Source organism: Kitasatospora sp. NPDC030952, assembly GCF_055571335.1.
Genome location: NZ_JBVIFM010000025.1, coordinates 13,203 through 37,029, shown reverse-complemented (window position 1 = coordinate 37,029; position 23,827 = coordinate 13,203). Strand labels below are relative to the sequence as shown.

Below are 23,827 nucleotides of genomic sequence, written 5' to 3'. Positions count from 1 at the left end.
CGGGTCGAACGCTGCACACCCCCGTCTGCATCATCGGGGCCGGGCCCTCGGGCCTGCTGCTCGCCCGGCTGCTCCGGCTGAACGGCATCGACTCGGTCGTCCTGGAGCAGCGCAGCCGCGCCCACGTGGAGAAGCGGATCCGCGCCGGACTCCTGGAACAGGGGACGGTCGAGGTCCTGCGCGAGGCCGGGGTCGGCGAACGGCTCGACCGCGAGGCCCTGGTGCACGAGGGCTTCGAGTGGCGCCTCGACGGCGCGGTGCACCGGATGCCCTTCACCGAGCTCTGCGGCGCTTCGGTGTGGATGTACGGCCAGCAGGAGGTCGTCAAGGACCTGCTGGCCGCGCACGGCGACGAGTCCGGTCCGCACTTCGACGTCGACGACGTGCGGATCGCGTCGGTCGGTGCGGACGGTGCGCGCGTCGTCTGCACCATCGACGGTCAGCTCACCGAGCTGAGCTGCGACTTCATCGCGGGCTGCGACGGGTTCCACGGGGTCAGCCGCCGGGCCGTGCCCCGTACGGAGCTGGTCGGCCACGAGCTGACCTACCCGTTCGCCTGGCTCGGGGTGCTGGCCGCCGCCCCGCCGCTGTCGCCCGAGTTGATCTACGCTGTCGGCGACCGCGGGTTCGCGCTGCAGAGCATGCGCTCGCAGACGGTCAGCCGGCTCTACCTGTCGGTGCCGCCCGGCGAGGGCGTCGACGACCGCGGCGACGAGGAGATCTGGCGGGAGCTGGACCTCCGGCTCACCGGCGGCCAGGGCACCCTGCCGACCGGGCCGATCATGGAGCGGGTCATGGTGCCGCTGCGCAGCTTCGTCGCCGAGCCGTTCCAGTACCGCAGCCTCTTCCTGGTCGGCGACGCGGCGCACATCGTCCCGCCGAGCGCCGCCAAGGGGCTCAACATGGCCGTCGCCGACGCCCGGCACCTCGCCGAGGCGCTCACCGGCTGGTACGCCCACGGCCGGCGGGAGGCCCTGGACGGCTACTCGGCCACCGCCGTGGCCCGGGCGTGGCAGGGCCAGCAGTTCTCGGCCTCGATGACCACCCTGATGCACGCCGCGCCGGACGAGTCGGTCTTCGACCGCCGGCTGCGCAGGGCGCGGTTCGAGCGCCTGCTGTCATCCACCGCCGAGGCGACGGCCTTCGCCGAGCAGTACGCGGGTATCGCACGCCGCTGACGTTCACGGGGGCGCGAGCCGCCCCCGTGAACAGGTGTCACTTTCTTGATCGACTGGAGTCCGGACGTCATGACCAACGAAGAGAAGCTGCTCGACCACCTCCGCTGGGTGACCGCCGAACTGCACCAGACCAAGAAGCGGCTGCACGAGGCCGAGACGGCCGAGCCGATCGCGATCGTCGCGATGAGCTGCCGCTACCCCGGGGGCGTGACCAGCCCCGAGGACCTGTGGCAGCTCGTCCTGGACGGCCGCGACGCGGTCGGCCCCTTCCCCGACGACCGCGGTTGGGACACCGCGGCCGTCTACCACCCCGACCCGGACCAGCAGGGCACCAGCTACGTCCGGGAGGGCGGATTCCTCGACCGCGCCGACCGGTTCGACGCGGGCTTCTTCGGCATCTCCCCGCGCGAGGCGCTCGCCATGGACCCCCAGCAGCGGCTGCTGCTGGAGACCTCCTGGGAGGCCTTCGAGCGGGCCGGCATCGACCCCTCGTCCGTGCGCGGCAGCCGCACCGGCGTCTACGTCGGCGTCATGCACCACGACTACGCCGCGCGCCTGGACACCCTCCCGGAGGGCGTCGAGGTCTACGCCGGCAGCGGCAACGCGGGCAGCGTGGCCTCCGGCCGGATCTCCTACACCCTCGGCCTGGAGGGACCGGCCGTGACGGTGGACACGGCCTGCTCCTCCTCGCTGGTCACCCTGCACCTGGCCGCCCAGGCCCTGCGCCAGGGCGAGTGCACCCTGGCCCTGGCCGGCGGGGTCACCGTGATGTCCACCCTCGACCTGTTCGTCGACTTCAGCCAGCAGCGCGGTCTCGCCGCCGACGGCCGCTGCAAGCCGTTCGCCGCCGCCGCGGACGGCACCGGCTGGGGCGAGGGCGTCGGCCTGTTCCTGCTGGAGCGGCTCTCCGACGCCCGGGCCAACGGGCACCCCGTGCTCGCCGTGCTCCGCGGCTCGGCCGTCAACCAGGACGGCGCGAGCAGCGGGCTGACCGTGCCCAACGGCCCCTCGCAGCAGCGGGTGATCCGGCAGGCCCTGGAGCAGGCCGGGCTGACGGCCGGTGAGGTCGACGCCGTCGAGGCGCACGGCACGGGCACCACGCTCGGCGACCCGATCGAGGCCCACGCGCTGCTCGCCACCTACGGCCGCGAGCGCGACGGCGGGCAGCCGCTGTGGCTCGGCTCGGTCAAGTCCAACCTCGGGCACACCCAGGCCGCCGCGGGCGCGGCCGGCGTCATCAAGATGGTGATGGCGCTGCGCAACGGCGTGCTCCCCAAGACCCTGCACGTGGACGAGCCGAGCCCGCAGGTCGACTGGACCGCGGGCGCCGTCCGGCTGCTCGCCGAGCGGACCGACTGGCCGCAGACCGGCCGTCCGCGTCGTGCCGGGGTGTCCTCCTTCGGCATCAGCGGCACCAACGCCCACGTCGTCCTCGAACAGGCCCCGGTCGAGGCCGCCGAGGCCATCGAGCCCGCCTCGCCCGCCTCGCCCGCCTCGCCCGCCTCGCCCGCCGAGCCCGCCGGCCGACCCGAACTCCCGCTGGTGGCCCTGCCGTTGGCGGCCCGCAGTGACGAAGCCGTACGGGACCAGGCCGGCGCGCTCGCCGCCCGGCTCACCGGGACCGAGACCACCGCGGACCTCGCCGACCTCGGCTTCTCGCTCGCCACCACCCGCACCGCCTTCGACCACCGGGCCGTCGTCCTCGGCGCCGACGCGACGGAGATCCGCGACGGGCTCCTCGCCCTCGCCTCCGACGCCCCCTCCACCGCGGTCGTGCGGGGCAGCGCCGGCAGCGGCGGGCGGACCGCCTTCCTGTTCACCGGACAGGGCTCCCAGCGGCCCGGCACGGGACAGGCACTGTACGGCTCCTTCCCCGTCTTCGCCGAGGCCTTCGACGCGGCCTGCCGCGAACTCGACCGCTACTTCGACACCCCCGTCCGCGAGGTCGCCCTCGCGGCGGAGGACAGCGCCCACGCCCAGCTGCTGCACCGCACCGAGTACACCCAGGCCGGCCTCTTCGCCCTCGAGGTCGCGCTCTACCGGCTGACCGAGAGCTGGGGCATCCGCCCCGACGTCCTGCTCGGCCACTCCATCGGCGAGCTCGTGGCGGCACACGTCGCCGGCATGCTGCCGCTTCCGCAGGCCTGCGCCCTCGTCGCCGCGCGCGGGAAGCTGATGCAGTCGCTGCCCGAGGGCGGCGCCATGCTCTCCGTCGAGGCGGCGGAGGACGACGTCCGCCCGCTGCTCGCCGGTTTCGAGGGCCGCGCGGACATCGCGGCCGTCAACGGTCCCGCCGCCGTGGTCCTCTCCGGCGACGAGGACGCGATCGACGCCCTCGCCCGGCAGCTCACCGGCCGCCGCACCAAGCGGCTGCGGGTCAGCCACGCCTTCCACTCGCCGCGCATGGAGCCGATGCTCGACCGCTTCCGCGGCGTCGTCGAACGATTGGACTTCCGCCCGCCGACCATCCCGATCGTCTCCAATGTGACCGGCCGGATCGCCACGGCCGAGGAGCTGAGCACCCCCGAGTACTGGGTGCGCCACGTCCGCGAGGCGGTGCGCTTCCACGACGGCGTCCGGGCCCTCGACGCCCACGGCGTCACCACCTACCTGGAGCTCGGCCCCGACGGCGTGCTGAGCGCCATGGGACAGCTCTGCCTGGCCGACACCCCGGACGGCGCCGCCGCCCGCTGGAGCTCCGCGCTGCGCCGCGGCACGGACGAGGTGCGCAGCCTCGGCCGCGCCGTCGCCGAGGTGCACACCCGTGGCACCGGCGTCGACTGGGCGGCCGTCCTCCCGGGCGCCGCGCGGGTCGACCTGCCGACCTACCCGTTCCAGCGGGAGCGCTACTGGCTGAAGGCCGGCGAGAGCGTCGGTGACGTCGCCTCCGCCGGTGTGGAGGCCGTGGGCCACCCGCTGCTCGGCGCGATGGTGGTGCTGGCCGGGTCCGACGGCTTCGTGTTCACCGGCCGGCTGTCGCTGCGCTCCCAGGCCTGGCTGGCCGACCACGCCGTGAACGGTGTCGTGCTGCTGCCCGGAACCGCGCTGGTGGAGTTGGCCGTCCGGGCCGGGGACCAGGTCGGCTGCGGTCGACTGGAGGAGCTGACGCTCGAAGCGCCGCTCGTGCTGCCGGAGCAGGGCGAACTGCAGCTCCAGGTCGCCGTCGACGGGGCCGACGGCACCGACCGGCGGACCGTCACCGTCTACGCCCGGGGGACGGACGGCGAGTGGACCCGGCACGCCAAGGGCGTCGTCGCCCGGGAAACCGGGGCCCGGCCGGAGGGGATCCCGGCCACGGACGAGACCTGGCCGCCCACCGGCGCCGAGCCGGTGGACCTCGCGGACTTCTACCGGCAGCGCGCGGCGGCCGGCTTCGGCTACGGTCCGGCGTTCCAGGGCCTGCGGGCGGCCTGGCGGCGTGGTGCGGAGGTGTTCGCGGAGGTCCGGTTGGACCGGGAGCAGCAGGAGGCGGGCCGGTTCGGCCTGCACCCGGCACTGCTCGACGCCGCCCTCCAGGCGATGGGCGTCGGGGCGCTGCTGCCGGAGGACGGCGCCGCGCGACTGCCGTTCGCCTGGAGCGGCGTCACGCTCCACGCCGCCGGCGCCTCGGCCCTGCGGGTGCGACTGGTCCCGGCGGGCGACGAAGCCGTGTCGCTGGCCGCGACGGACGAGCGCGGCCTGCCGGTCGTGACCGTCGACTCGCTCACCCTGCGGCAGCTGTCCGCCGACCAGCTCGCCCCGGCCGGTGACGCCCTCTTCCGACTGGACTGGGTGGCCCTCGCCGACCCGCGGAAGGGGGGTGGCTGGGCCGGTTCGGTGGAGTTGGTGGAGGTGGACACGTCGGGGGGTGTGCGGGCTGCGGTGCACGGGGTGTTGGCCTCGGTGCAGGGGGTGTTGGCGTCGGGTGATGCTTCGCGTCGGTTGGTGTTCGTGACGCGTGGTGCGGTGTCGGGTTCGGTCGGGGAGGGGTTGGTGGATCCGGCCGCTGCGGCGGTGTGGGGTCTGGTGCGTTCGGCGCAGTCGGAGCATCCGGGGCGGTTCGTGCTGGTGGATGTGGATGGTTCGCCGGAGGCTTCGGCGTTGTTGGGTGTGGTGGCTGTGGGGGAGGAGCCGCAGGTCGCGGTGCGTGGGGGTGGGGTGTCGGTGCCGCGTCTGGTGCGGGCGGGCCTGGCCTCCTCGTCCTCCTCCTCGTCCTCGTCCTCGGACGGCGTTCCCGGGTTCGCGCCGGGTGGGACGGTGCTGGTCACGGGTGGTCTGGGAGTGCTGGGCCGTCTGGTGGCGCGGCACTTGGTGGAGGTTCACGGGGTCCGTCATCTGGTGTTGACGGGCCGTCGTGGCCTGGACAGCGAGGGTGCTCCCGGGTTCGTGGCGGAGTTGGCCGCGTTGGGTGCGTCGGTGCGGGTGGTGGCCTGTGACGCGGCCGACCGCGCGGCGCTCGCGGAGCTGCTGGACGGCATTCCGGCTGAGCGGCCGCTGAGCGCGGTGGTTCATGCGGCGGGTGTGTTGGACGACGGTGTGGTGGAGTCGTTGACTCCTGCGCGGGTGGACGGGGTGTTGCGTCCGAAGGTGGACGCGGTGTGGAACCTGCATGAGTTGACGTCGGGTCTGGGGTTGTCGGCGTTCGTGGTGTTCTCGTCGGCGTCGGGGGTGTTGGGGGCTCCGGGGCAGGGGAGTTACGCGGCGGCGAACGCGTTCCTGGACGCGTTCGCGCAGTTCCGTCGTGGTCTTGGTCTGCCGGGTGTGTCGTTGGCGTGGGGTCTGTGGGCCGAGCGCAGTGGGATGACGGCGGGTCTGGGGTCGGTGGAGGTGGGGCGGATCTCGCGGGGCGGGATGCTGCCGTTGTCCACCGAGGAAGGCCTGGCACTCTTCGACGCGGGCCTCACCCACGACCACCCCGTGCTGTACCCGATGCGGCTGGACCGCGCCTCGCTGCGCGCCGCGGGTGAACTGCCGTCCGTCCTGCGCGGACTGGTGACGGCCCCGGTCCGGAGGAACACCGCCGCCTCGGCCGACACCGGCTCGGCCGACGGCAACCGCCTCGCCCGGAGCCTGGCCGGTCTCCCCGAGGCCCGGCAGGAGCGGGTGCTGCTCGACCTGGTGGCCACCGAGGTGGCCACCGTGCTGGGCCTCGCGGCGAACGAACCGCTCGACCCCACCCAGGTGTTCAAGGACCTCGGCTTCGACTCCCTCACCGCCGTCGAACTGCGCAACCGGCTCGGCGCCGCCACCGGACTGCGCCTGCCCGCGACCCTCGCCTTCGACCAGCCCAGCCCCTCGGCCCTCGCCGGCTACCTCCGCACCCGCCTGCTCGAAGGCCGCACCGCGCTCCCGACGGCAGGCCCGGGCACGGCCGCGACGACGGACGAGCCGATCGCCATCGTCGGCATGACCTGCCGCTTCCCCGGCGGCGTCCGCACCCCCGAGGACCTCTGGGACCTGGTGGCCGGCGGCGGCGACGCGATCAGCGCCTTCCCCGAGGACCGTGGCTGGGACCTGGACGCACTCTTCGACCCGGACCCCGAGCGCCAGGGAACCTCGTACGTCCGTGAGGGCGGATTCCTCGACGGGGCGGCCGACTTCGACCCGGTCTTCTTCGGCATCTCCCCGCGCGAGGCCCTGGCCATGGACCCGCAGCAGCGGCTCCTGCTGGAGGCCGCGTGGGAGACCTTCGAGCGGGCCGGGATCGCACCGGCCTCGGTGCGCGGCACCCAGACCGGCGTCTTCACGGGTGTGATGTACCACGACTACGTCAACCTGGTGCAGGACCAGGAGGGGCTGGAGGGCTACGCGGGCAACGGCAGCGCGGGCAGCATCGCCTCGGGCCGGATCGCCTACAGCCTCGGCCTCGAAGGTCCGGCCGTGACGATCGACACCGCCTGCTCCTCCTCGCTGGTCGCGATGCACCTGGCCGGCCAGGCGCTGCGCGAGGGTGAGTGCTCGCTGGCGCTCGCCGGTGGCGTCACCGTGATGTCCAGCCCGAACACCTTCATCGAGTTCTCCCGTCAGCGCGGTCTCGCCGCCGACGGCCGCTGCAAGCCGTTCGCCGCCGGCGCCGACGGCACCTCCTGGTCCGAGGGCATCGGACTGGTGCTGCTGGAGCGGCTCTCGGACGCGCGGCGCAACGGCCACCAGGTGCTGGCCGTGATCCGTGGCTCGGCCGTCAACCAGGACGGCGCCTCGAACGGGATGACCGCGCCCAACGGCCCCTCCCAGCAGCGGGTCATCACCATGGCGCTCCAGAAGTCGCGGCTGACGGCCGACGAGGTCGACGCGGTGGAGGCGCACGGTACGGGCACCACGCTGGGGGATCCGATCGAGGCGCAGGCGTTGCTGGCCACGTACGGGCAGGGGCGGTCGGAGGACCGGCCGTTGTGGCTGGGGTCGGTGAAGTCGAACCTGGGGCACACCCAGGCGGCCGCCGGTGTGGCGGGTGTGATCAAGATGGTGCAGGCGATGCGGCACGGGGTGCTGCCGCGGACGCTGCACGTGGACGCGCCGTCGCCGCACGTGGACTGGTCGGCCGGCGAGGTCTCGCTGCTGGCCGAGGAGCGGGCGTGGCCGGAGACGGGGCGTCCGCGTCGTGCGGGGGTGTCCTCGTTCGGTATCAGCGGCACCAATGCGCACGTGATCCTCGAACAGGCGCCGCAGGACGACGAGTCGGCTGCTCCGGAGGGCACGGGGGCGGTTCCGCCGGTCGCGGTGCTCTCCGCGCGCAACGAGGCCGCGCTCCGGGAGCAGGCCGCGCGACTGGCCGTCCGCGTCGCGGCGGACAGCTCGCTGAGCGTGACCGACGTGGCGCTCTCGCTCGCGACCACCCGCTCCCCGCTCGCCCGCCGGGCGGCGGTGGTGGCGGCGGACCGCGAGGGGCTGCTGCGCGGGCTGGAGGCCCTGGCCGAGGGGCGTCAGGCCAAGGAGCTGGTGGACGTCGCCGCGTCCGGCGGCAGGACGGTGTTCCTGTTCACCGGTCAGGGCTCCCAGAAGCCGGGCATGGGCCGGGAGTTGTACGGGGCGTTCCCGGTGTTCGCGGACGCGTTCGACGCGGTCTGCGCGGAGCTGGACAAGCACCTGGACGGTTCCGTCCGGGACGTCGTGTTCGGCGCGGACGCGGAGCTGCTGAACCTGACGGTGTGGGCGCAGGCGGGGCTGTTCGCCCTGGAGGTGGCGCTGTTCCGCCTCCTGGAGTCCTGGGGCATCTCGTCCGACCTCCTGCTCGGGCACTCGATCGGTGAGGTCGTCGCCGCCCATGTGGCGGGGGTGTTCTCGCTGGAGGACGCGGCCGCGCTGGTGGCCGCGCGCGGTCGCCTGATGCAGGCCCTGCCCGCCGGTGGCGCGATGCTGGCCGTCGGGGTGCCGGTCGAGGAGGCGGCGGAACTGCTCGCCGGGTTCGCCGGCAGGGTCGACGTGGCCGCCGTGAACGGTCCGCGATCCGTGGTGTTCTCCGGTGCGGAGGATGCCGTCGAGGAGCTGGCCGGACTGGTGCGCTCGGCGGGGCTGCGGGCGAAGCGCCTGTCGGTCAGCCACGCGTTCCACTCGCCGTTGATGGAGCCGATGCTGGCCGAGTTCGGTGCGGTCGTCAGCCGTCTGGCGGCGTCCGAGCCGAGGATCCCGATCGTCTCCAACGTGACCGGCGCCCTCGCCACGACGGAGGAGCTGACCTCCCCCGACTACTGGGTCCGGCACGTCCGCCAGGCCGTGCTGTTCCACGACGGCGTCCGCACCGCGGCCCGGCTCGGCGCGGCCAGGTTCGTGGAGCTCGGCCCGGACGCCGTCCTGACGGCGCTCGCCCAGGACTGCCTCACCGACACCGACACCGACACGCACACCGACACCGACACCGACACGCACACCGACACCGACACCGACACGGACACCGGAACCGCGACCGACGCCCACGTCTTCGCCTCCCTCCTGCGCCGCGACCGCCCCGAGGACCAGGCCCTCGCGGCCGCCCTCGGCACCCTGCACTGCTGGGGCGCCGCCCCCGACTGGCAGGCCGTGTACGGGGGTTCGGGCGCCCGGCGGGTCGACCTGCCCACGTACGCCTTCCAGCGTCAGCGCTACTGGCCCGACGCCGTCCCCGCCGAGAAGCGCCGGTCGCCGTCGCAGCAGCCGGCCGCCCAGCAGGAGCACACCACCGGGTCCACGTCGACGCACGGGTTCGACGCGGCCGAGGACCCGGGTCGCGCCCTGCTCGACCTGGTCCGGGAGACCGTCGTCGCCGTGCTCGGGCACGACGCGCAGGAGACCGAGGACGCTGAACGCGCCTTCCGGGACCTCGGCTTCGACTCCATGACGGCCGTCGAGTTCCGCAACCGGCTGAACCGGGCGACCGGACTGAGCCTGCCCACGACCCTGGTCTTCGACCACCCCACCCCCGCCGCACTGGTCCGGCACCTGCGGGCCGAACTGCTCGGGGGAGACGACCGGACGCAGACCGCGCACCGCACGGTCGGCAGTGACGAACCGATCGCGATCATCGGCATGAGCTGCCGCTTCCCCGGCGGGGCGAACTCCCCGGAGGAGCTGTGGCGGCTGGTCGACGGCGAGGTCGACGCCATCACGCCGTTCCCGGCCGACCGGGGCTGGAACCTCGACGCCCTGCACGACCCCGACACCGACCGGATCGGCACGACCTACACCCGGGGCGGCGGATTCCTGCGCGATGCGGCCGAGTTCGACGCCGGGTTCTTCGGGATCTCGCCGCGTGAGGCGCTGGCCATGGACCCGCAACAGCGTCTCCTGCTCGAAACGAGCTGGGAGGCCTTCGAGCGGGCCGGGGTGACGCCCGAGTCGGTGCGCGGCAGCGGTACCGGCGTGTTCGTCGGCACCAACGGCCAGGACTACACGGCGCTCGTCTCGGCGTCCGAGGAGAACCTGGAGGGGTACCTCGGCACGGGCGGCGCCGGGAGCGTCGCCTCCGGCCGGATCGCGTACACGCTGGGCCTCGAGGGACCGGCGCTGACGGTGGACACCGCCTGCTCCTCGTCGCTGGTCGCGCTGCACCTGGCGGCCGAGGCGCTGCGGCGCGGGGAGTGCTCGCTCGCGCTGGCCGGCGGGGTGACCGTGATGTCCACCCCGGTGTCGTTCATCGAGTTCAGCCGCCAGCGCGGCCTCTCCCCGGACGGCCGCTGCAAGCCCTTCGCCGCTGCGGCGGACGGCACGGGCTGGTCGGAGGGCGCGGGCATGCTGCTGGTGGAGCGGCTTTCCGACGCCAAGCGCAACGGGCACCGGGTGCTGGCCGTGATCCGCGGCTCGGCCGTCAACCAGGACGGCGCGTCCAACGGTCTGACCGCGCCCAACGGTCCGTCCCAGCAGCGGGTGATCCGTCAGGCCCTCGCCAACGCGGGCCTGACCGGCGCCGACGTCGACGCCGTCGAGGCGCACGGCACGGGCACGGCGCTCGGTGACCCGATCGAGGCGCAGGCGCTGCTCGCCACCTACGGGCGGGAGCGCCCCGAGGACCGCCCGCTGTGGCTCGGTTCGATCAAGTCGAACATCGGGCACACCCAGGCTGCGGCCGGCGTGGCGGGCGTCATCAAGACGGTCATGGCGATGCGCAACGGCGTGCTGCCGAGGACGCTGAACCTGGACGAGCCGACGCCGCACGTCGACTGGACCTCCGGCGCCGTGGCGCTACTGACGGAACGCCAGGAGTGGCCGGACGCGGGCCGGCCGCGTCGGGCCGCGGTGTCCTCGTTCGGCATGAGCGGCACCAACGCGCACCTCGTCCTCGAACAGGCCCCGACGGAGCCCGAGACGGACCGAGCCCCGCTGCCGTCCACCGCCCCGCTGCCGTCCACCGCCCCGGTGGTGTGGCCGCTGTCGGCCAGGACCGCGGCGGCGCTGCGCGCCCAGGCCGAGCGGCTGGGCGAGTACCTCGCATCCCGTCCGGACGCGGACCTCGTCGCGGTCGGGCGCGAACTCGCGCTGGCCCGTACGGCCTTCGCCCGTCGTGCCGTGCTGACCGCTGCCGACCGTGCGGAGCTCCTCGCTGCGCTGGAGGGCCTGGCGGGCGGTGCGGGGGAGATCCTGCTCGCCCGGGAGAGCGCGAGGACGGCGTTCCTGTTCACCGGCCAGGGCTCCCAGAAGCCCGGCATGGGCCGGGAGCTGTACGAGGCCTTCCCGGTGTTCGCGGACGCGTTCGACGCGGTCTGCGCGGAGCTGGACAAGCATCTGGACGGCTCGGTCCGCGAGGTGGTGTTCGGCGCGGACACCGAGCTGCTGAACCGTACGGTGTGGGCGCAGGCGGGGCTGTTCGCCCTGGAGGTGGCGCTGTTCCGTCTCCTCGAATCGTGGGGTGTGCGTCCGGACTTCCTGCTGGGCCACTCGATCGGTGAGGTCGTCGCCGCGCACGTGGCGGGCGTGTTCTCGCTGGAGGACGCGGCCGCGCTGGTGGCGGCGCGCGGCCGGCTGATGCAGGCCCTGCCCGCCGGTGGCGCGATGCTGGCCGTCGGGGTGCCGGTCGAGAAGGCCGAGGCCCTCCTCGACGGCTTGGCCGGCCGGGTGGACGTGGCGGCGGTGAACGGGCCGCAGTCCGTGGTCCTCTCGGGCGAGGCCGTGGCGATCGAGAAGATCGAGCAGGCGGCACTGGCCGCCGGTCACCGCGTCAAGCGGCTGTCCGTGAGCCACGCGTTCCACTCGCCGCTGACGGAGCCGATGCTGGCCGAGTTCGGCGAGGTCGTCAGCCGTCTGGCGGCGTCCGAACCGAGGATCCCGATCGTCTCCAACGTGACCGGCGCCCTCGCCACGACGGAGGAGCTGACCTCCCCCGACTACTGGGTGCGGCACGTCCGCCAGGCCGTGCTGTTCCACGACGGCGTCCGCACCGCGGCCCAGCTGGGCGCGACCCGCTTCGTCGAACTCGGTCCGGACGGTGTGCTCTCCGCCATGGCACAGGGCATCCTCACCGACCCGGCGAACGGGGCGGCGCAGGAGGCCGTCACGATTCCGCTGCTGCGCAAGGACCGCTCCGAGCCGCGAAGCCTGTTCGACGGGCTCGGACGGGCGCACGCCGCCGGTGTCCCGGTCGACCTGGCGGCGCTCCTCGGACCCGCCGCTGCTCCCCGCCCCGACCTGCCGACCTACGCCTTCCAGCGTGAGCGGTACTGGCCGACCCCGGCCGAGCGGGCCGAGCTGCCCGCCTGGCTGGGTGGCCCCGCGGGTGCGTCCGCGCCGGACGAGCTGCTGTACCGCGTCACCTGGGCTCCGTTGGGTGCGGTGGCTTCGGGTGCGGTGGCTTCGGGTGCGCTGGCGGGTCGGTGGTTGGTGGTGTCGGCGGGCGGGTGTGCCGATGTGGCGGGGGCGTTGGCCGCGGCGGGTGCCGAGGTCGTGGAGTGTGCGGCGGGGGAGGTTGCGTCGCGGGTGTCGGCGGGTGGGCCGCTGAGTGGTGTGGTGTCGTGCCTGGAGTCGTCGGGTGCGGTGCTGTCGTTGGTGCGGGTGCTGGGCGAGTTGGGCGTGTCGGCGCCGCTGTGGTGTGTGACCCGGGGCGCGGTGTCGGTGGGCGGTTCTGATGGCGCGCCGGTTGCTTCGTCGGCCCAGGTGTGGGGTCTGGGCCGGGTGGTGGCGCTGGAGCGGTCCCAGGTCTGGGGTGGTCTGGTGGACGTCCCCGGCGGGGTTCTCGGCGCCGAGGCCGGCTCGTGGCTGGCGCGGGTGCTGTCCGGTACGACGGGCGAGGACCAGGTCGCGGTCCGCGAGAACGGCGCCTTCGGCCGCCGACTGGTGCGCGACGTTTCCGACGCCGCTACCGCGCCCTCCGGTGAGCAGTGGCGGGCCCCGGGTTCCGTGCTGGTCACCGGCGGCACCGGAGCGCTGGGCGCCCAGGTCGCCCGCTGGCTGGCCGGCCGTGGCGCCGAGCAGCTGGTGCTCGCCGGCCGGCGCGGCCTCGACGCCCCCGGCGCCCGTGAACTGGCCGCCGAACTGGAGCAGTCGGGCACGGCGGTGACGGTGGCGGCGTGCGATGTCGCCGATCGGGAGTCCTTGGCGGCCCTGCTGGCCGAGCACCCGGTCAGCGCGGTGTTCCACGCGGCCGGCGTCCTGGACGACGGCGTGGTCGAGTCGCTGACCGAGGAACGGCTGGCCCGGGTGCTGCGCCCGAAGGCCGACGCGGCCGATCACCTCGACGAGCTGACCAGGGACTCGGGCCTCTCGGCCTTCGTGCTCTTCTCCTCCGTCGCCGGTTCGGTCGGCGGCGCCGGGCAGGGCAACTACGCGGCGGCCAACGCCCACCTGGACGCCCTGGCCGAGCGCCGCCGCGCCCAGGGACTCCCCGCCACCTCCGTCGCCTGGGGCCCCTGGGCAGCCGTCGGCATGGCGGCCGACCCGGCCGTCGAGGCCCGGATGCGGCTCGCCGGAATGTCGCCGCTGCGCCCCGACACCGCGTTCTCCGTGCTGGAACGGCTCCTGGCCGACGGGAGGCCCACGGCGACGGTCATCGACATCGACTGGGAACGGTTCGCGCCCGGCTTCACCTCGGCCCGTCCGAGCCCGCTGCTCGGCGCGATCCCCGAGGCCGTGCGCACCGCGCCGCAGGACGGCCCGGCCGGCTCCGGCTTCGCCGAGCGCTTGGCCGCCCTGCCGGTGGCCGAGCGGGCGGAAGCCGTACTCGACCTGGTGCGCACCCACGTCGCCGGAGTGCTCGGTCACGGTACGGCCGGGCGCATCGACGCCGAACAGGCCTTCAAGGACCTGGGGTTCGACTCGCTGACGGCGGTCGAACTGCGCAACCGGCTCGGCGCGGCCACCGGCCTCGCCCTGCCCGCCACCCTGGTCTTCGACCACCCGGCGCCGTCCGCGCTCGCGGACCACCTGCTGGGCGAACTCACCGGCGGCCCGGGGGACACCGATCCGGAGGAGGCGAGGATCCGGCAGGCGCTCGCCACCCTGCCGTTCTCCCGGATCCGGGAGGCCGGACTCGTCGACGTGCTGCTGAGGCTCGCCGGCCTCGAAGAGACGTCCTCGGCGCCGGCCGAGGACGCACCGGCCGCCATCGACGAGATGGACGCCGACGCGCTGATTCAGCTGGCCCTGGGCAACAACGGATCCTGAGTGATCCGCGGGAAAGTGTGGAACTGAGAAATGGTTGCATCGAACGACAAGCTGCTGGAAGCGCTGCGGACCTCGCTCAAGGAGACCGAGCGGCTGCGGGAACAGAACCGCCGTCTCACCGACGCCTCCCGTGAGCCCATCGCGATCGTCGCGATGAGCTGCCGCTTCCCCGGCGGCGCGGACACCCCCCAGAAGCTGTGGGAGCTGCTCGTCGCGGGCCGTGACGCCGTGTCGCCCTTCCCGACCGACCGCGGCTGGGACCTGGACGCCCTGTTCGACGAGGACCCGGATCGCGCCGGATCCTCCTACGTCCGCGAGGGTGCGTTCCTCCACGAGGCGGGCGAGTTCGACGCGGGCTTCTTCGGGATCTCGCCGCGTGAGGCCCTCGCCATGGACCCGCAGCAGCGGCTGCTGCTGGAGACCGCGTGGGAGACCTTCGAGCGGGCCGGTGTCGACCCGTCGGCCGTGCGCGGCAGCCGTACCGGCGTCTTCGTCGGCTCCAACGGCGGCGACTACGGCACCGTCCTGGTCGCCGGGCCGGAGGAGGTCGACGGCTACCTCGCCACCGGCAACGCCGGCAGCGTGCTGTCCGGCCGGATCTCCTACGCCCTCGGTCTGGAGGGCCCGGCCGTCACGGTCGACACCGCCTGCTCCTCCTCCCTGGTGGCCCTCCACCTGGCCGCGCAGGCACTGCGCAAGGAGGAGTGCTCGCTCGCCCTGGCCGGCGGGGTCACCGTGATGGCCAGTCCGACGACCTTCACCGAGTTCTCCCGGCAGCGCGGCCTCGCCCCGGACGGCCGCTGCAAGCCGTTCGCCGCTGCGGCGGACGGCACCGGCTGGGGTGAGGGCGTGGGCCTGCTCCTGCTGGAGCGGCTCTCCGACGCGCGGCGCAACGGGCACCGGGTGCTGGCCGTGATCCGTGGCTCGGCCGTCAACCAGGACGGCGCCTCGAACGGTCTGACCGCGCCCAACGGCCCGTCCCAGCAGCGGGTGATCGGCCAGGCGCTGTCCGACGCTCGGCTCGCGCCCGAGCAGGTCGACGCCGTCGAGGCGCACGGCACCGGGACCATGCTCGGCGATCCGATCGAGGCGCAGGCGCTGCTCGCCACCTACGGGCGGGAGCGCCCCGATGGCCGCCCGCTGTGGCTCGGTTCGATCAAGTCCAACATCGGGCACACCCAGGCCGCGGCCGGCGTGGCGGGCGTCATCAAGATGGTGCTGGCGATGCGCAACGGTGTGCTGCCCAAGACCCTGCACGTGGACGAGCCCACGCCCCAGGTCGACTGGTCCGCGGGCGCGGTGTCGCTGCTGACCGAGGCCCGGCCCTGGGAGGCCACGGGCGAGCCCCGCCGCGCGGCGGTGTCCTCGTTCGGCATGAGCGGCACCAACGCGCACGTCATTCTGGAGGAGGCCGAGCCGTCCGAGCCGTCCGAGCCGTCCGAGCCGTCCGGGCCGTCTGAGCCGTCCGAGCCGGTGGACCGGGCCCCGGTCCCGGCCGAGGCGGTGCTGCCGTGGGTCCTCTCCGCGAAGTCCGCCGAGGCCCTGCGCGCCCAGGCCCGCGAACTGGCTGCCTTCCTCGGGGCCGTCCCCGGCCCGGCGCTCGCCGACGCGGCCTTCTCGCTCGCCACCGCGCGCGCCCGCTTCGAGCACCGCGCCGTGGTCGTCGCCGCCGAACAGGACGGTGTCCGCGAGGCGCTGTCGGCCCTCGCCGCGGGCGAGCCGGCCGGCCGGCTCGTCGAGGGCCGGGCGCCCCACGCCGTGAAGCCGGTGTTCGTGTTTCCGGGGCAGGGGGCGCAGTGGGTGGGGATGGCGGTGGAGCTGGCGCGGGTGTCGCCGGTGTTCGCGGCGCGGTTGGCCGAGTGCGGGCGGGCGTTGTCGGGGTTCGTGGACTGGTCGCTGGACGAGGTGTTGGGTGATGAGGCGGCGCTGGCGCGGGTGGATGTGGTGCAGCCGGTGCTGTGGGCGGTGATGGTCTCGCTGGCGGAGCTGTGGCGTTCGTTCGGTGTGGTGCCGGCGGCGGTGGTGGGTCATTCGCAGGGTGAGATCGCGGCGGCGTGTGTGGCGGGCGCTTTGAGTCTGGTGGACGGTGCGCGGGTGGTGGCGTTGCGTTCACGGGCGCTGCTGCGGTTGTCGGGCCGGGGCGGGATGGTCGCGGTGCCGGTGGGCCGGGTGGAGGCCGAGGCCCTGCTGGTGGAGGGGCTGTCGGTCGCGGCGGTGAACGGGCCGCGTTCGGTGGTGGTCTCCGGTGCGGCGGGGCCGTTGGAGGAGTTGTTGGCGCGGGTGGAGGGTGCGCGTCGGGTGCCGGTGGACTACGCCTCGCATTCCGCGCAGGTGGAGGAGATCGAGGGGGAGCTGCTGGAGGTGCTGGCGGGGTTGCGGCCGGGTACGGCCGGGGTGCCGTTCCTGTCGACGGTGACGGGTGAGTGGCTGGAGGGCGGTGAGCTCGACGCCGGGTACTGGTACCGCAATCTGCGCCGGACCGTGCGGTTCGAGGAGGCCGTGGGTCAACTGGCCGCGCAGGGTCATGTGTTCATCGAGGTCAGCCCCCATCCCGTCCTGGTCCCCGGCCTGGACGCCCCGGCTCTGGGCACCCTCCGACGCCAGGACGGCGGCCTGAGCCGCTTCCTGCTCTCCGTGGCCGACGCGCACGTCCGCGGTGTGCCCGTCGACTGGTCTCCCGTCCTGGAAGGCGCCCGCTGGACCGAACTGCCCACCTATGCCTTCCAGCGGCAGCGGTACTGGCCGCGCCCCGGCGCCGTGGTGCCGGTCGGTCAGGATCCCGCGGAAGCGGCGTTCTGGGCCGCCGTCGAGCGGTCCGACCTGCCCGCGATCGCCGACGAACTCGGCGCCGGAACCGATGAGTTGACGGGTCTCGCAGGCGCCCTGCCGGTCCTCTCGTCCTGGCGTCGGACGCGTCGCGAACAAGCCGACGCCGACTCCTGGCGCTACCGCGTCACCTGGGCTCCGTTGGGTGCGGTGGCTTCGGGTGCGGTGGCTTCGGGTGCGCTGGCGGGTCGGTGGTTGGTGGTGTCGGCGGGCGGGTGTGCCGATGTGGCGGGGGCGTTGGCCGCGGCGGGTGCCGAGGTCGTGGAGTGTGCGGCGGGGGAGGTCGCGTCGCGGGTGTTGGCGGGTGGGCCGCTGAGTGGTGTGGTGTCGTGCCTGGAGTCGTCGGGTGCGGTGCTGTCGCTGGTGCGGGTGCTGGGCGAGTTGGGCGTGTCGGCGCCGCTGTGGTGTGTGACCCGGGGTGCGGTGTCGGTGGGCGGCTCTGACGTCGCGCCGGTTGCTTCGTCGGCCCAGGTGTGGGGTCTGGGCCGGGTGGTGGCGCTGGAGCGGTCCCAGGTCTGGGGTGGTCTGGTGGACGTCCCCGGCGGGGTTCTCGGCGCCGAGACCGGCTCGTGGCTGGCGCGGGTGCTGTCCGGTACGACGGGCGAGGACCAGGTCGCGGTCCGCGAGGACGGCGCCTTCGGCCGGCGACTGGTGCGCGCCGGGCGGGGCACCCGCAGCGGGCCGACCCCGACCGCGTCCCTGGACGTCTCCGGCACGACGCTGATCACCGGCGGCACCGGAGCGCTGGGCGCGCACGTCGCGCGCTGGCTGGCCGGCCGTGGCGCCGAGCGGCTGCTGCTCACCTCCCGACGGGGCCCGGACGCGCCGGGCGCCCGTGAACTGGCCGCCGAACTGGAGCAGTCGGGGGCGGAGGTGACGGTGGTCGCCTGTGACGCGGGTGACCGCGAGGCCCTCGCCCGGCTCCTGGCCGAGCACCCCGTCCGCGCGGTGTACCACGCGGCGGGCGTCCTGGACGACGGCGTGGTCGAGTCGCTGACCGAGGAACGGCTGGCCCGGGTGCTGCGCCCGAAGGCCGACGCGGCCGATCATCTCGACGAGCTGACCAGGGACTTGGACCTCTCGGCGTTCGTGCTCTTCTCCTCCTTCGCCGGCGCCGTGGGCGGCGCCGGGCAGGGCAACTACGCGGCGGCCAACGCCCACCTGGACGCCCTGGCCGAGCGCCGCCGCGCCCAGGGACTCCCCGCCACCTCCATCGCCTGGGGCTCCTGGGGCGGTTCGGGCCTCGCCACGGAGACCGAGGTCGTCACCGAGCGGCTGCGTCGAGGCGGAATGGTGCCGATGGCACCGGAGTCGGCGATCGCCGCCCTGGAACAGGCACTGATCCGGGACGAGACCCACCTGGTCGTCGCCGCGGTGGACTGGGACCGGTTCGGACCCACCTTCGTCACCGGCCGACCGAGCCCGTTGCTGTCCCAGCTCCCCGAGGTGCAGTCGCTCGCCGGGGCGGGCGAGGACGCGAGGACGACCGGGGGCGCCCTGCGGGACTCGCTGCGCGGCACGTCCGCCGCCGAGCGGGAGGAGACCCTCCTCGCGCTCGTCCGGGGCCATGTCGCGGCCGTCCTCGGCCACGGCTCGCTCGACGCCGTCACCGTCACCCGCGCGTTCAAGGAAGCCGGTTTCGACTCGCTGACCGCCGTCGAGCTGCGCAACCGCCTCGCCGCCGCCACCGGGCTGACCCTGCCGGCCACCCTGGTGTTCGACCACCCGACCCCCGCGGCCCTCGCCGCGCACCTGGGCGCCGAACTCGCCGAGGACGACCCGGCCGAGGGCGGCACGCCCCAGGAGGGCCTCGACCGCCTGGAACGCGCCCTGGAGCAGCTCGGCTCCGGCTCGCCCGAACACACCCGGATCATGCTCCGCATGCAGGCCCTCGTCTCCCAGTGGCGGGACACCGACGAGGAGCGGTCCGCGGAGTCCGAGGACTTCGACTCCGTCTCCGACGACGACCTCTTCGGCCTCATCGGCGAGAAGTTCGGCATCTCATGAACCGGCCTCCCGTGCACACGACGCCGACCCACGACCCACGTCCCGCACCAAGCACCTCCCCGACGGAGAACCACCCCGTGTCCAACGAAGAAAAGCTCCGGTACTTCCTCAAGCGAGTGTCGACAGAGCTGGAGCAGACGCAGGAGCGCCTCCGGGACAGCGAGAGCCGGGACCACGAGCCCCTCGCGGTCATCGCGATGGGCTGCCGGTTCCCCGGCGGGGCGAACAGCCCCGAGGAACTGTGGCGGCTGCTCGCCTCGGGCGGCGACGCCATGACCGGATTCCCCACCGACCGGGGCTGGGACCTCTCCGCCCTGCTCGCGCCGGCCGCCGAGGGCGGCTCGACCGCGCGCCAAGCCGGCTTCCTGCCGGACGCGGCCGACTTCGACGCCGGGTTCTTCGGGATCTCGCCGCGCGAGGCCCTCGCCATGGACCCGCAGCAGCGGCTGCTGCTGGAGACCTCCTGGGAGGCCTTCGAGCGGGCGGGCATCGACCCCGGCTCGCTGCGGGGCGGTCGGACCGGCGTGTTCGTCGGAACCAACGGCCAGGACTACGCCCCGGTGGCGATCAACTCCACCGACGACCTCGCCGGACACATCATGACCGGCAACGCCGCGAGCGTGCTCTCCGGGCGCCTGTCGTACGTCTACGGCCTGGAGGGGCCCGCGGTGACGGTCGACACCGCCTGCTCGGCCTCGCTGGTCGCGCTCCACCTCGCCGCCCAGTCGCTGCGGCGCCGGGAGTGCGGGCTCGCCGTGGTCGGCGGCGCCACCGTGATGTCCATGCCCACGCTCTTCACCGAGTTCAGCCGCCAGGGCGGTCTCGCCTCGGACGGCCGCTGCAAGGCGTTCTCGGCCACCGCGGACGGCACCGGCTGGGGGGAGGGAGCAGGCGTCCTGCTGCTGGAGCGGCTCTCGGACGCCCGGCGCAACGGCCACGAGGTGCTGGCCGTGATCCGCGGCTCGGCCGTCAACCAGGACGGTGCCTCCAACGGGATCACCGCGCCCAACGGCCCCTCGCAGCAGCGGGTCATCGAACAGGCCCTCGGCAACGCCCGGCTGGCGGCCGACCAGGTCGACGCCGTGGAGGCGCACGGCACCGGAACGCAGCTCGGCGATCCCATCGAGGCGCAGGCACTGATCGCCACGTACGGGCGGAAGCGGCCGGCGGACCGTCCACTGTGGCTGGGCTCGGTGAAGTCCAACCTGGGGCACACCCAGGCGGCCGCGGGCGTGGCCGGGGTCATCAAGATGGTGCTGGCGCTGCGGCACGGCGTGCTGCCGCGGACCCTGCACGTCGAGGAGCCGACCCCGCAGGTCGACTGGTCGGCCGGCACCGTACGGGTCCTCACCGAGAACGTCGACTGGCCGCGGACCGACCAGCCGCGCCGGGCAGGCGTCTCGTCCTTCGGCATCAGCGGGACGAACGCCCACGTGATCCTCGAAGAAGCGCCCCCGGTCGAGCGGCCGGAGTCCGAGGAAGCCGAGCTCGCTCCGGCGGCGGCCCGTGCCGTGCCGATGGTGGTGTCCGCGTCGGACGAGGCCGGACTCCGGGCGCAGGCGGGCTCGCTGCGGACCTTCCTCTCGGACCGGCCCGACCTGTCCCTCCCGGCCGTGGGCTACTCCCTGGCGACCACGCGTGCCGTGCTGGATCGGCGGGCGGCGGTGGTGGCGGCGGACCGTGAGGGGCTGCTGCGGGGGTTGGCGGCGCTGGCCGAGGGGCGTCAGGCCAAGGAGGTGGTGGAGTCCGCCGCTTCCGGTGGGAAGTTGGCGTTCCTGTTCACCGGTCAGGGGTCCCAACGGCTGGGGATGGGCCGGGAGTTGTACGGGGCGTTCCCGGTGTTCGCGGACGCGTTCGACGCGGTGTGTGCGGAGTTGGACAGGCATCTGGACGGTTCGGTCCGGGGTGTGGTGTTCGGCGCGGACGCGGAGCTGCTGAACCGGACGGTGTGGGCGCAGGCGGGGCTGTTCGCGTTGGAGGTGGCGCTGTTCCGCCTCCTGGAGTCGTGGGGTGTGGTGCCGGACTTCCTGCTGGGGCATTCGATCGGTGAGGTGGTGGCCGCGCATGTGGCGGGGGTGTTCTCGTTGGAGGACGCGGCCGCGCTGGTGGCGGCGCGTGGCCGGTTGATGCAGGCGCTGCCTTCGGGTGGTGCGATGCTCGCGGTGGCGGTCACGCCCGAGACGGCTGGGGAACTGCTCACGGGCCGTGAGGGCCTGGTCGATGTCGCGGCCGTCAACGGCCCCCGATCGGTGGTCCTCTCGGGCAACGCGGAAGCGATCGAGAAGATCGAGCAGGAGGCCTTGGCGGCCGGTCACCGGGCGAAGCGCCTGTCGGTCAGCCACGCCTTCCACTCGCCGCTGATGGAGCCGATGCTGGCCGAGTTCGGTGCGATCGTCAGCCGTCTGGCGGCGTCCGAGCCGAGGATCCCGATCGTCTCCAACGTGACCGGTGCCCTCGCCACGGCGGAGGAGCTGACCTCCGCCGACTACTGGGTGCGGCACGTCCGCCAGGCGGTCCTGTTCCACAACGGCGTCCGCACCGCCTCCGAGCTCGGCGCGACCCGCTTCGTCGAGCTCGGCCCGGACGGCGTTCTGACGGCGCTCGCCCAGGACTGCCTCACCGACACCGAAACCGCCCACGCCTCCCTCCTGCGCCGCGACCGCCCCGAGGACCAGGCCCTCGCGGCCGCCCTCGGTGCGCTGCACTGCTGGGGCGTCACCGTCGACTGGCCCGCCGTGTACGAGGGTTCGGGCGCGCACCACGTCGACCTGCCCACGTACCCCTTCCAACGCGAGCGTCTCTGGCCCCGAACGGCCCTCACGGCGGGCTCGACCGAGTCGGCCGCCCCGTCCTCGGCCGATCTGCAGTACCAGGCCGTCTGGCAGTCCGTCGGCGACCCCGGGGCCGCCACGCTCGACGGCACCTGGCTCGTGCTCGGGGCCGACCGCGACGCGGTGGGTGCCGCCCTGGCGGACCGCGGCGCCACGGTGATCGGCGCGGACCTGGCCGACGCGGCCCGGACCCGCCGGGACCTGGCCGTACGGCTGCGCGAAGTCATCGGCGAGGGACAGGAGTTGTCCGGGGTCCTGCGGCTGCCGTCGGCCGTCGGCGAGTCCGGCCTCACCGAGGTGCTGCTCCTGCAGCAGGCGCTCGGCGACGCGGGGATCGACGCACCGCTGTGGTGCGCGACCCGGGGCGCCGTGGCTGTCGGCCCGGCCGAGCGGCTCGCCGACCCGGCGCAGGCTCAGGTCTGGGGGCTGGGCCGGGCGGCGGCGCTGGAGGCCCCCGACCGCTGGGGCGGGCTGATCGACGTGCCGCCGACCTTCGACGAGGCCTCGCTGGCCCGGCTGTGCGGCGCACTCGCCGGCTCGGGCGGCGAGGACCAACTGGCCGTACGCGGGGACGGTCTGTACGTCCGCAGGCTGGTGCGCGCCCAGCGGGCGGCCGCGCCGGTCACCGAGTGGCGGCCGTCCGGTACGGTCCTGATCACCGGCGGCACCGGGGCGCTCGGTGGGCACCTCGCCCGTCGACTCGCCGACCTCGGTGCCGAACACCTGCTGCTGACCAGCCGTCGGGGCGCCGAGGCCGCTGGGGCCCGTGCGCTCACGGCGGAACTGGAGGAGCGGGGCACCCGGGTCACCGTCGCGGCCTGCGACGCGGCCGACCGCGACCAGCTCGCCGCCCTGCTCGCGACCGTCCCGGATGAGTTCCCGCTCACCGCGGTGATGCACACGGCGGGCGTGCTCGACGACGGCGTCCTGACGGCGCTCACCCCCGACCGACTCGCCACCGTGCTGCGGCCCAAGGTGGAGGCGACCCGCAACCTGCACGAGCTGACCCTGAGCCAGGAGTTGAGCGCGTTCGTGCTCTACTCCTCCTTCTCCGGTGCGGTCGGAGGCTCCGGCCAGGCCAACTACGCCGCCGCCAACGCGTTCCTCGACGCGTTCGCCGAGCAGCGCCGCGCCGACGGGCTGCCCGCGACCGCGATCGCCTGGGGCGCCTGGGACGGCGGCGGCATGGCCGCCGGGGAGGCGGCCGTGAGCGACCGGCTCAGCCGGCACGGCGTGCGCGCCATGGCACCCGCACGCGCGCTCGACGGGCTGCAGCAGGCACTCGACCACGGCGACGCCTGCCTGGCGGTCGTCGACATCGACTGGGGGCGCTTCGCCCCGGGGTTCACCGCCGTACGGCCGAGCCCCCTGCTGTCCGCGATACCCGAGGCGGCACCGCGGGCCGCGGACGGCCCGGGACCGCGTGAGGCGCTCGCGACCCTGCCCGACGAGGACCGACTGCCGGCGCTGCTCGACCTGGTCCGCAGCCAGGCGGCCGCGGTGCTCGGCCACGGCAGCGCGGACAAGGTGGACGCCACCCGGCCGTTCCGTGACCTCGGCTTCGACTCCCTGATGGCGGTCGACCTGCGCAACGTCCTCGGCGCCGCGACCGGTCTCGCGCTTCCCGCGACCGTCGTGTTCGACCACCCGAGCCCGCAGGCGCTGGCCAGGTTCCTGGACGGCGAACTCGGCGGCACCGCCGTCACCCGGGTGCTGGCCGACCTCGGCCGGCTGGAGAGCGCACTGCCCCGCCTCGACGGCGAGGACCTCAGCCCCGAGGTGGTGGGCCGCCTGGAGGCCCTCCTCGCGGTCGCGCGCGCCGCCGCCGGGCCCCATGGACCCGATGGGTCCCCCGAAACCGACGAATCCCCCGAGAGCCCCGCGCTGGACAGCGCGGACGACCTCTTCGCCTACATCGACCAGAAGTACGGAACCCGCTGA

4 protein-coding genes are annotated in these 23,827 nt (G+C 74.3%); all 4 read left to right on the top strand.

What is annotated here, in order from left to right:
- Positions 1-11 precede the first annotated feature (11 nt).
- The 4 genes from ACZ47G_RS32555 to ACZ47G_RS32540 all read left to right on the top strand — a co-directional run bounded on the left by ACZ47G_RS32555 (position 12) and on the right by ACZ47G_RS32540 (position 23,827).
- A complete protein-coding gene (locus tag ACZ47G_RS32555) occupies positions 12-1,178 on the top strand; it encodes a 4-hydroxybenzoate 3-monooxygenase (RefSeq protein ID WP_465749035.1) in 1,167 nt (388 codons plus the stop codon).
- 69 nt (positions 1,179-1,247) lie between these two features.
- Entirely contained in the window at positions 1,248-14,222 is a 12,975-nt protein-coding gene (locus tag ACZ47G_RS32550) for an SDR family NAD(P)-dependent oxidoreductase (protein WP_465748908.1), read from the top strand.
- 30 nt (positions 14,223-14,252) lie between these two features.
- Positions 14,253-19,055, top strand: coding sequence for a type I polyketide synthase (locus ACZ47G_RS32545; RefSeq protein WP_465748906.1), 4,803 nt, complete (start codon positions 14,253-14,255; stop codon positions 19,053-19,055).
- A gap of 77 nt (positions 19,056-19,132) precedes the next feature.
- Positions 19,133-23,827: a type I polyketide synthase gene (locus tag ACZ47G_RS32540; RefSeq protein WP_465748904.1), complete on the top strand. Its 4,695-nt coding sequence runs from the start codon at positions 19,133-19,135 to the stop codon at positions 23,825-23,827.

Bases quoted from the DNA above. Each gene is read 5' to 3' on its own strand.
- ACZ47G_RS32545 (WP_465748906.1), top strand. From the start codon at position 14,253: ATGGTTGCATCGAACGACAAGCTGCTGGAAGCGCTGCGGACCTCGCTC.
- ACZ47G_RS32550 (WP_465748908.1), top strand. From the start codon at position 1,248: ATGACCAACGAAGAGAAGCTGCTCGACCACCTCCGCTGGGTGACCGCC.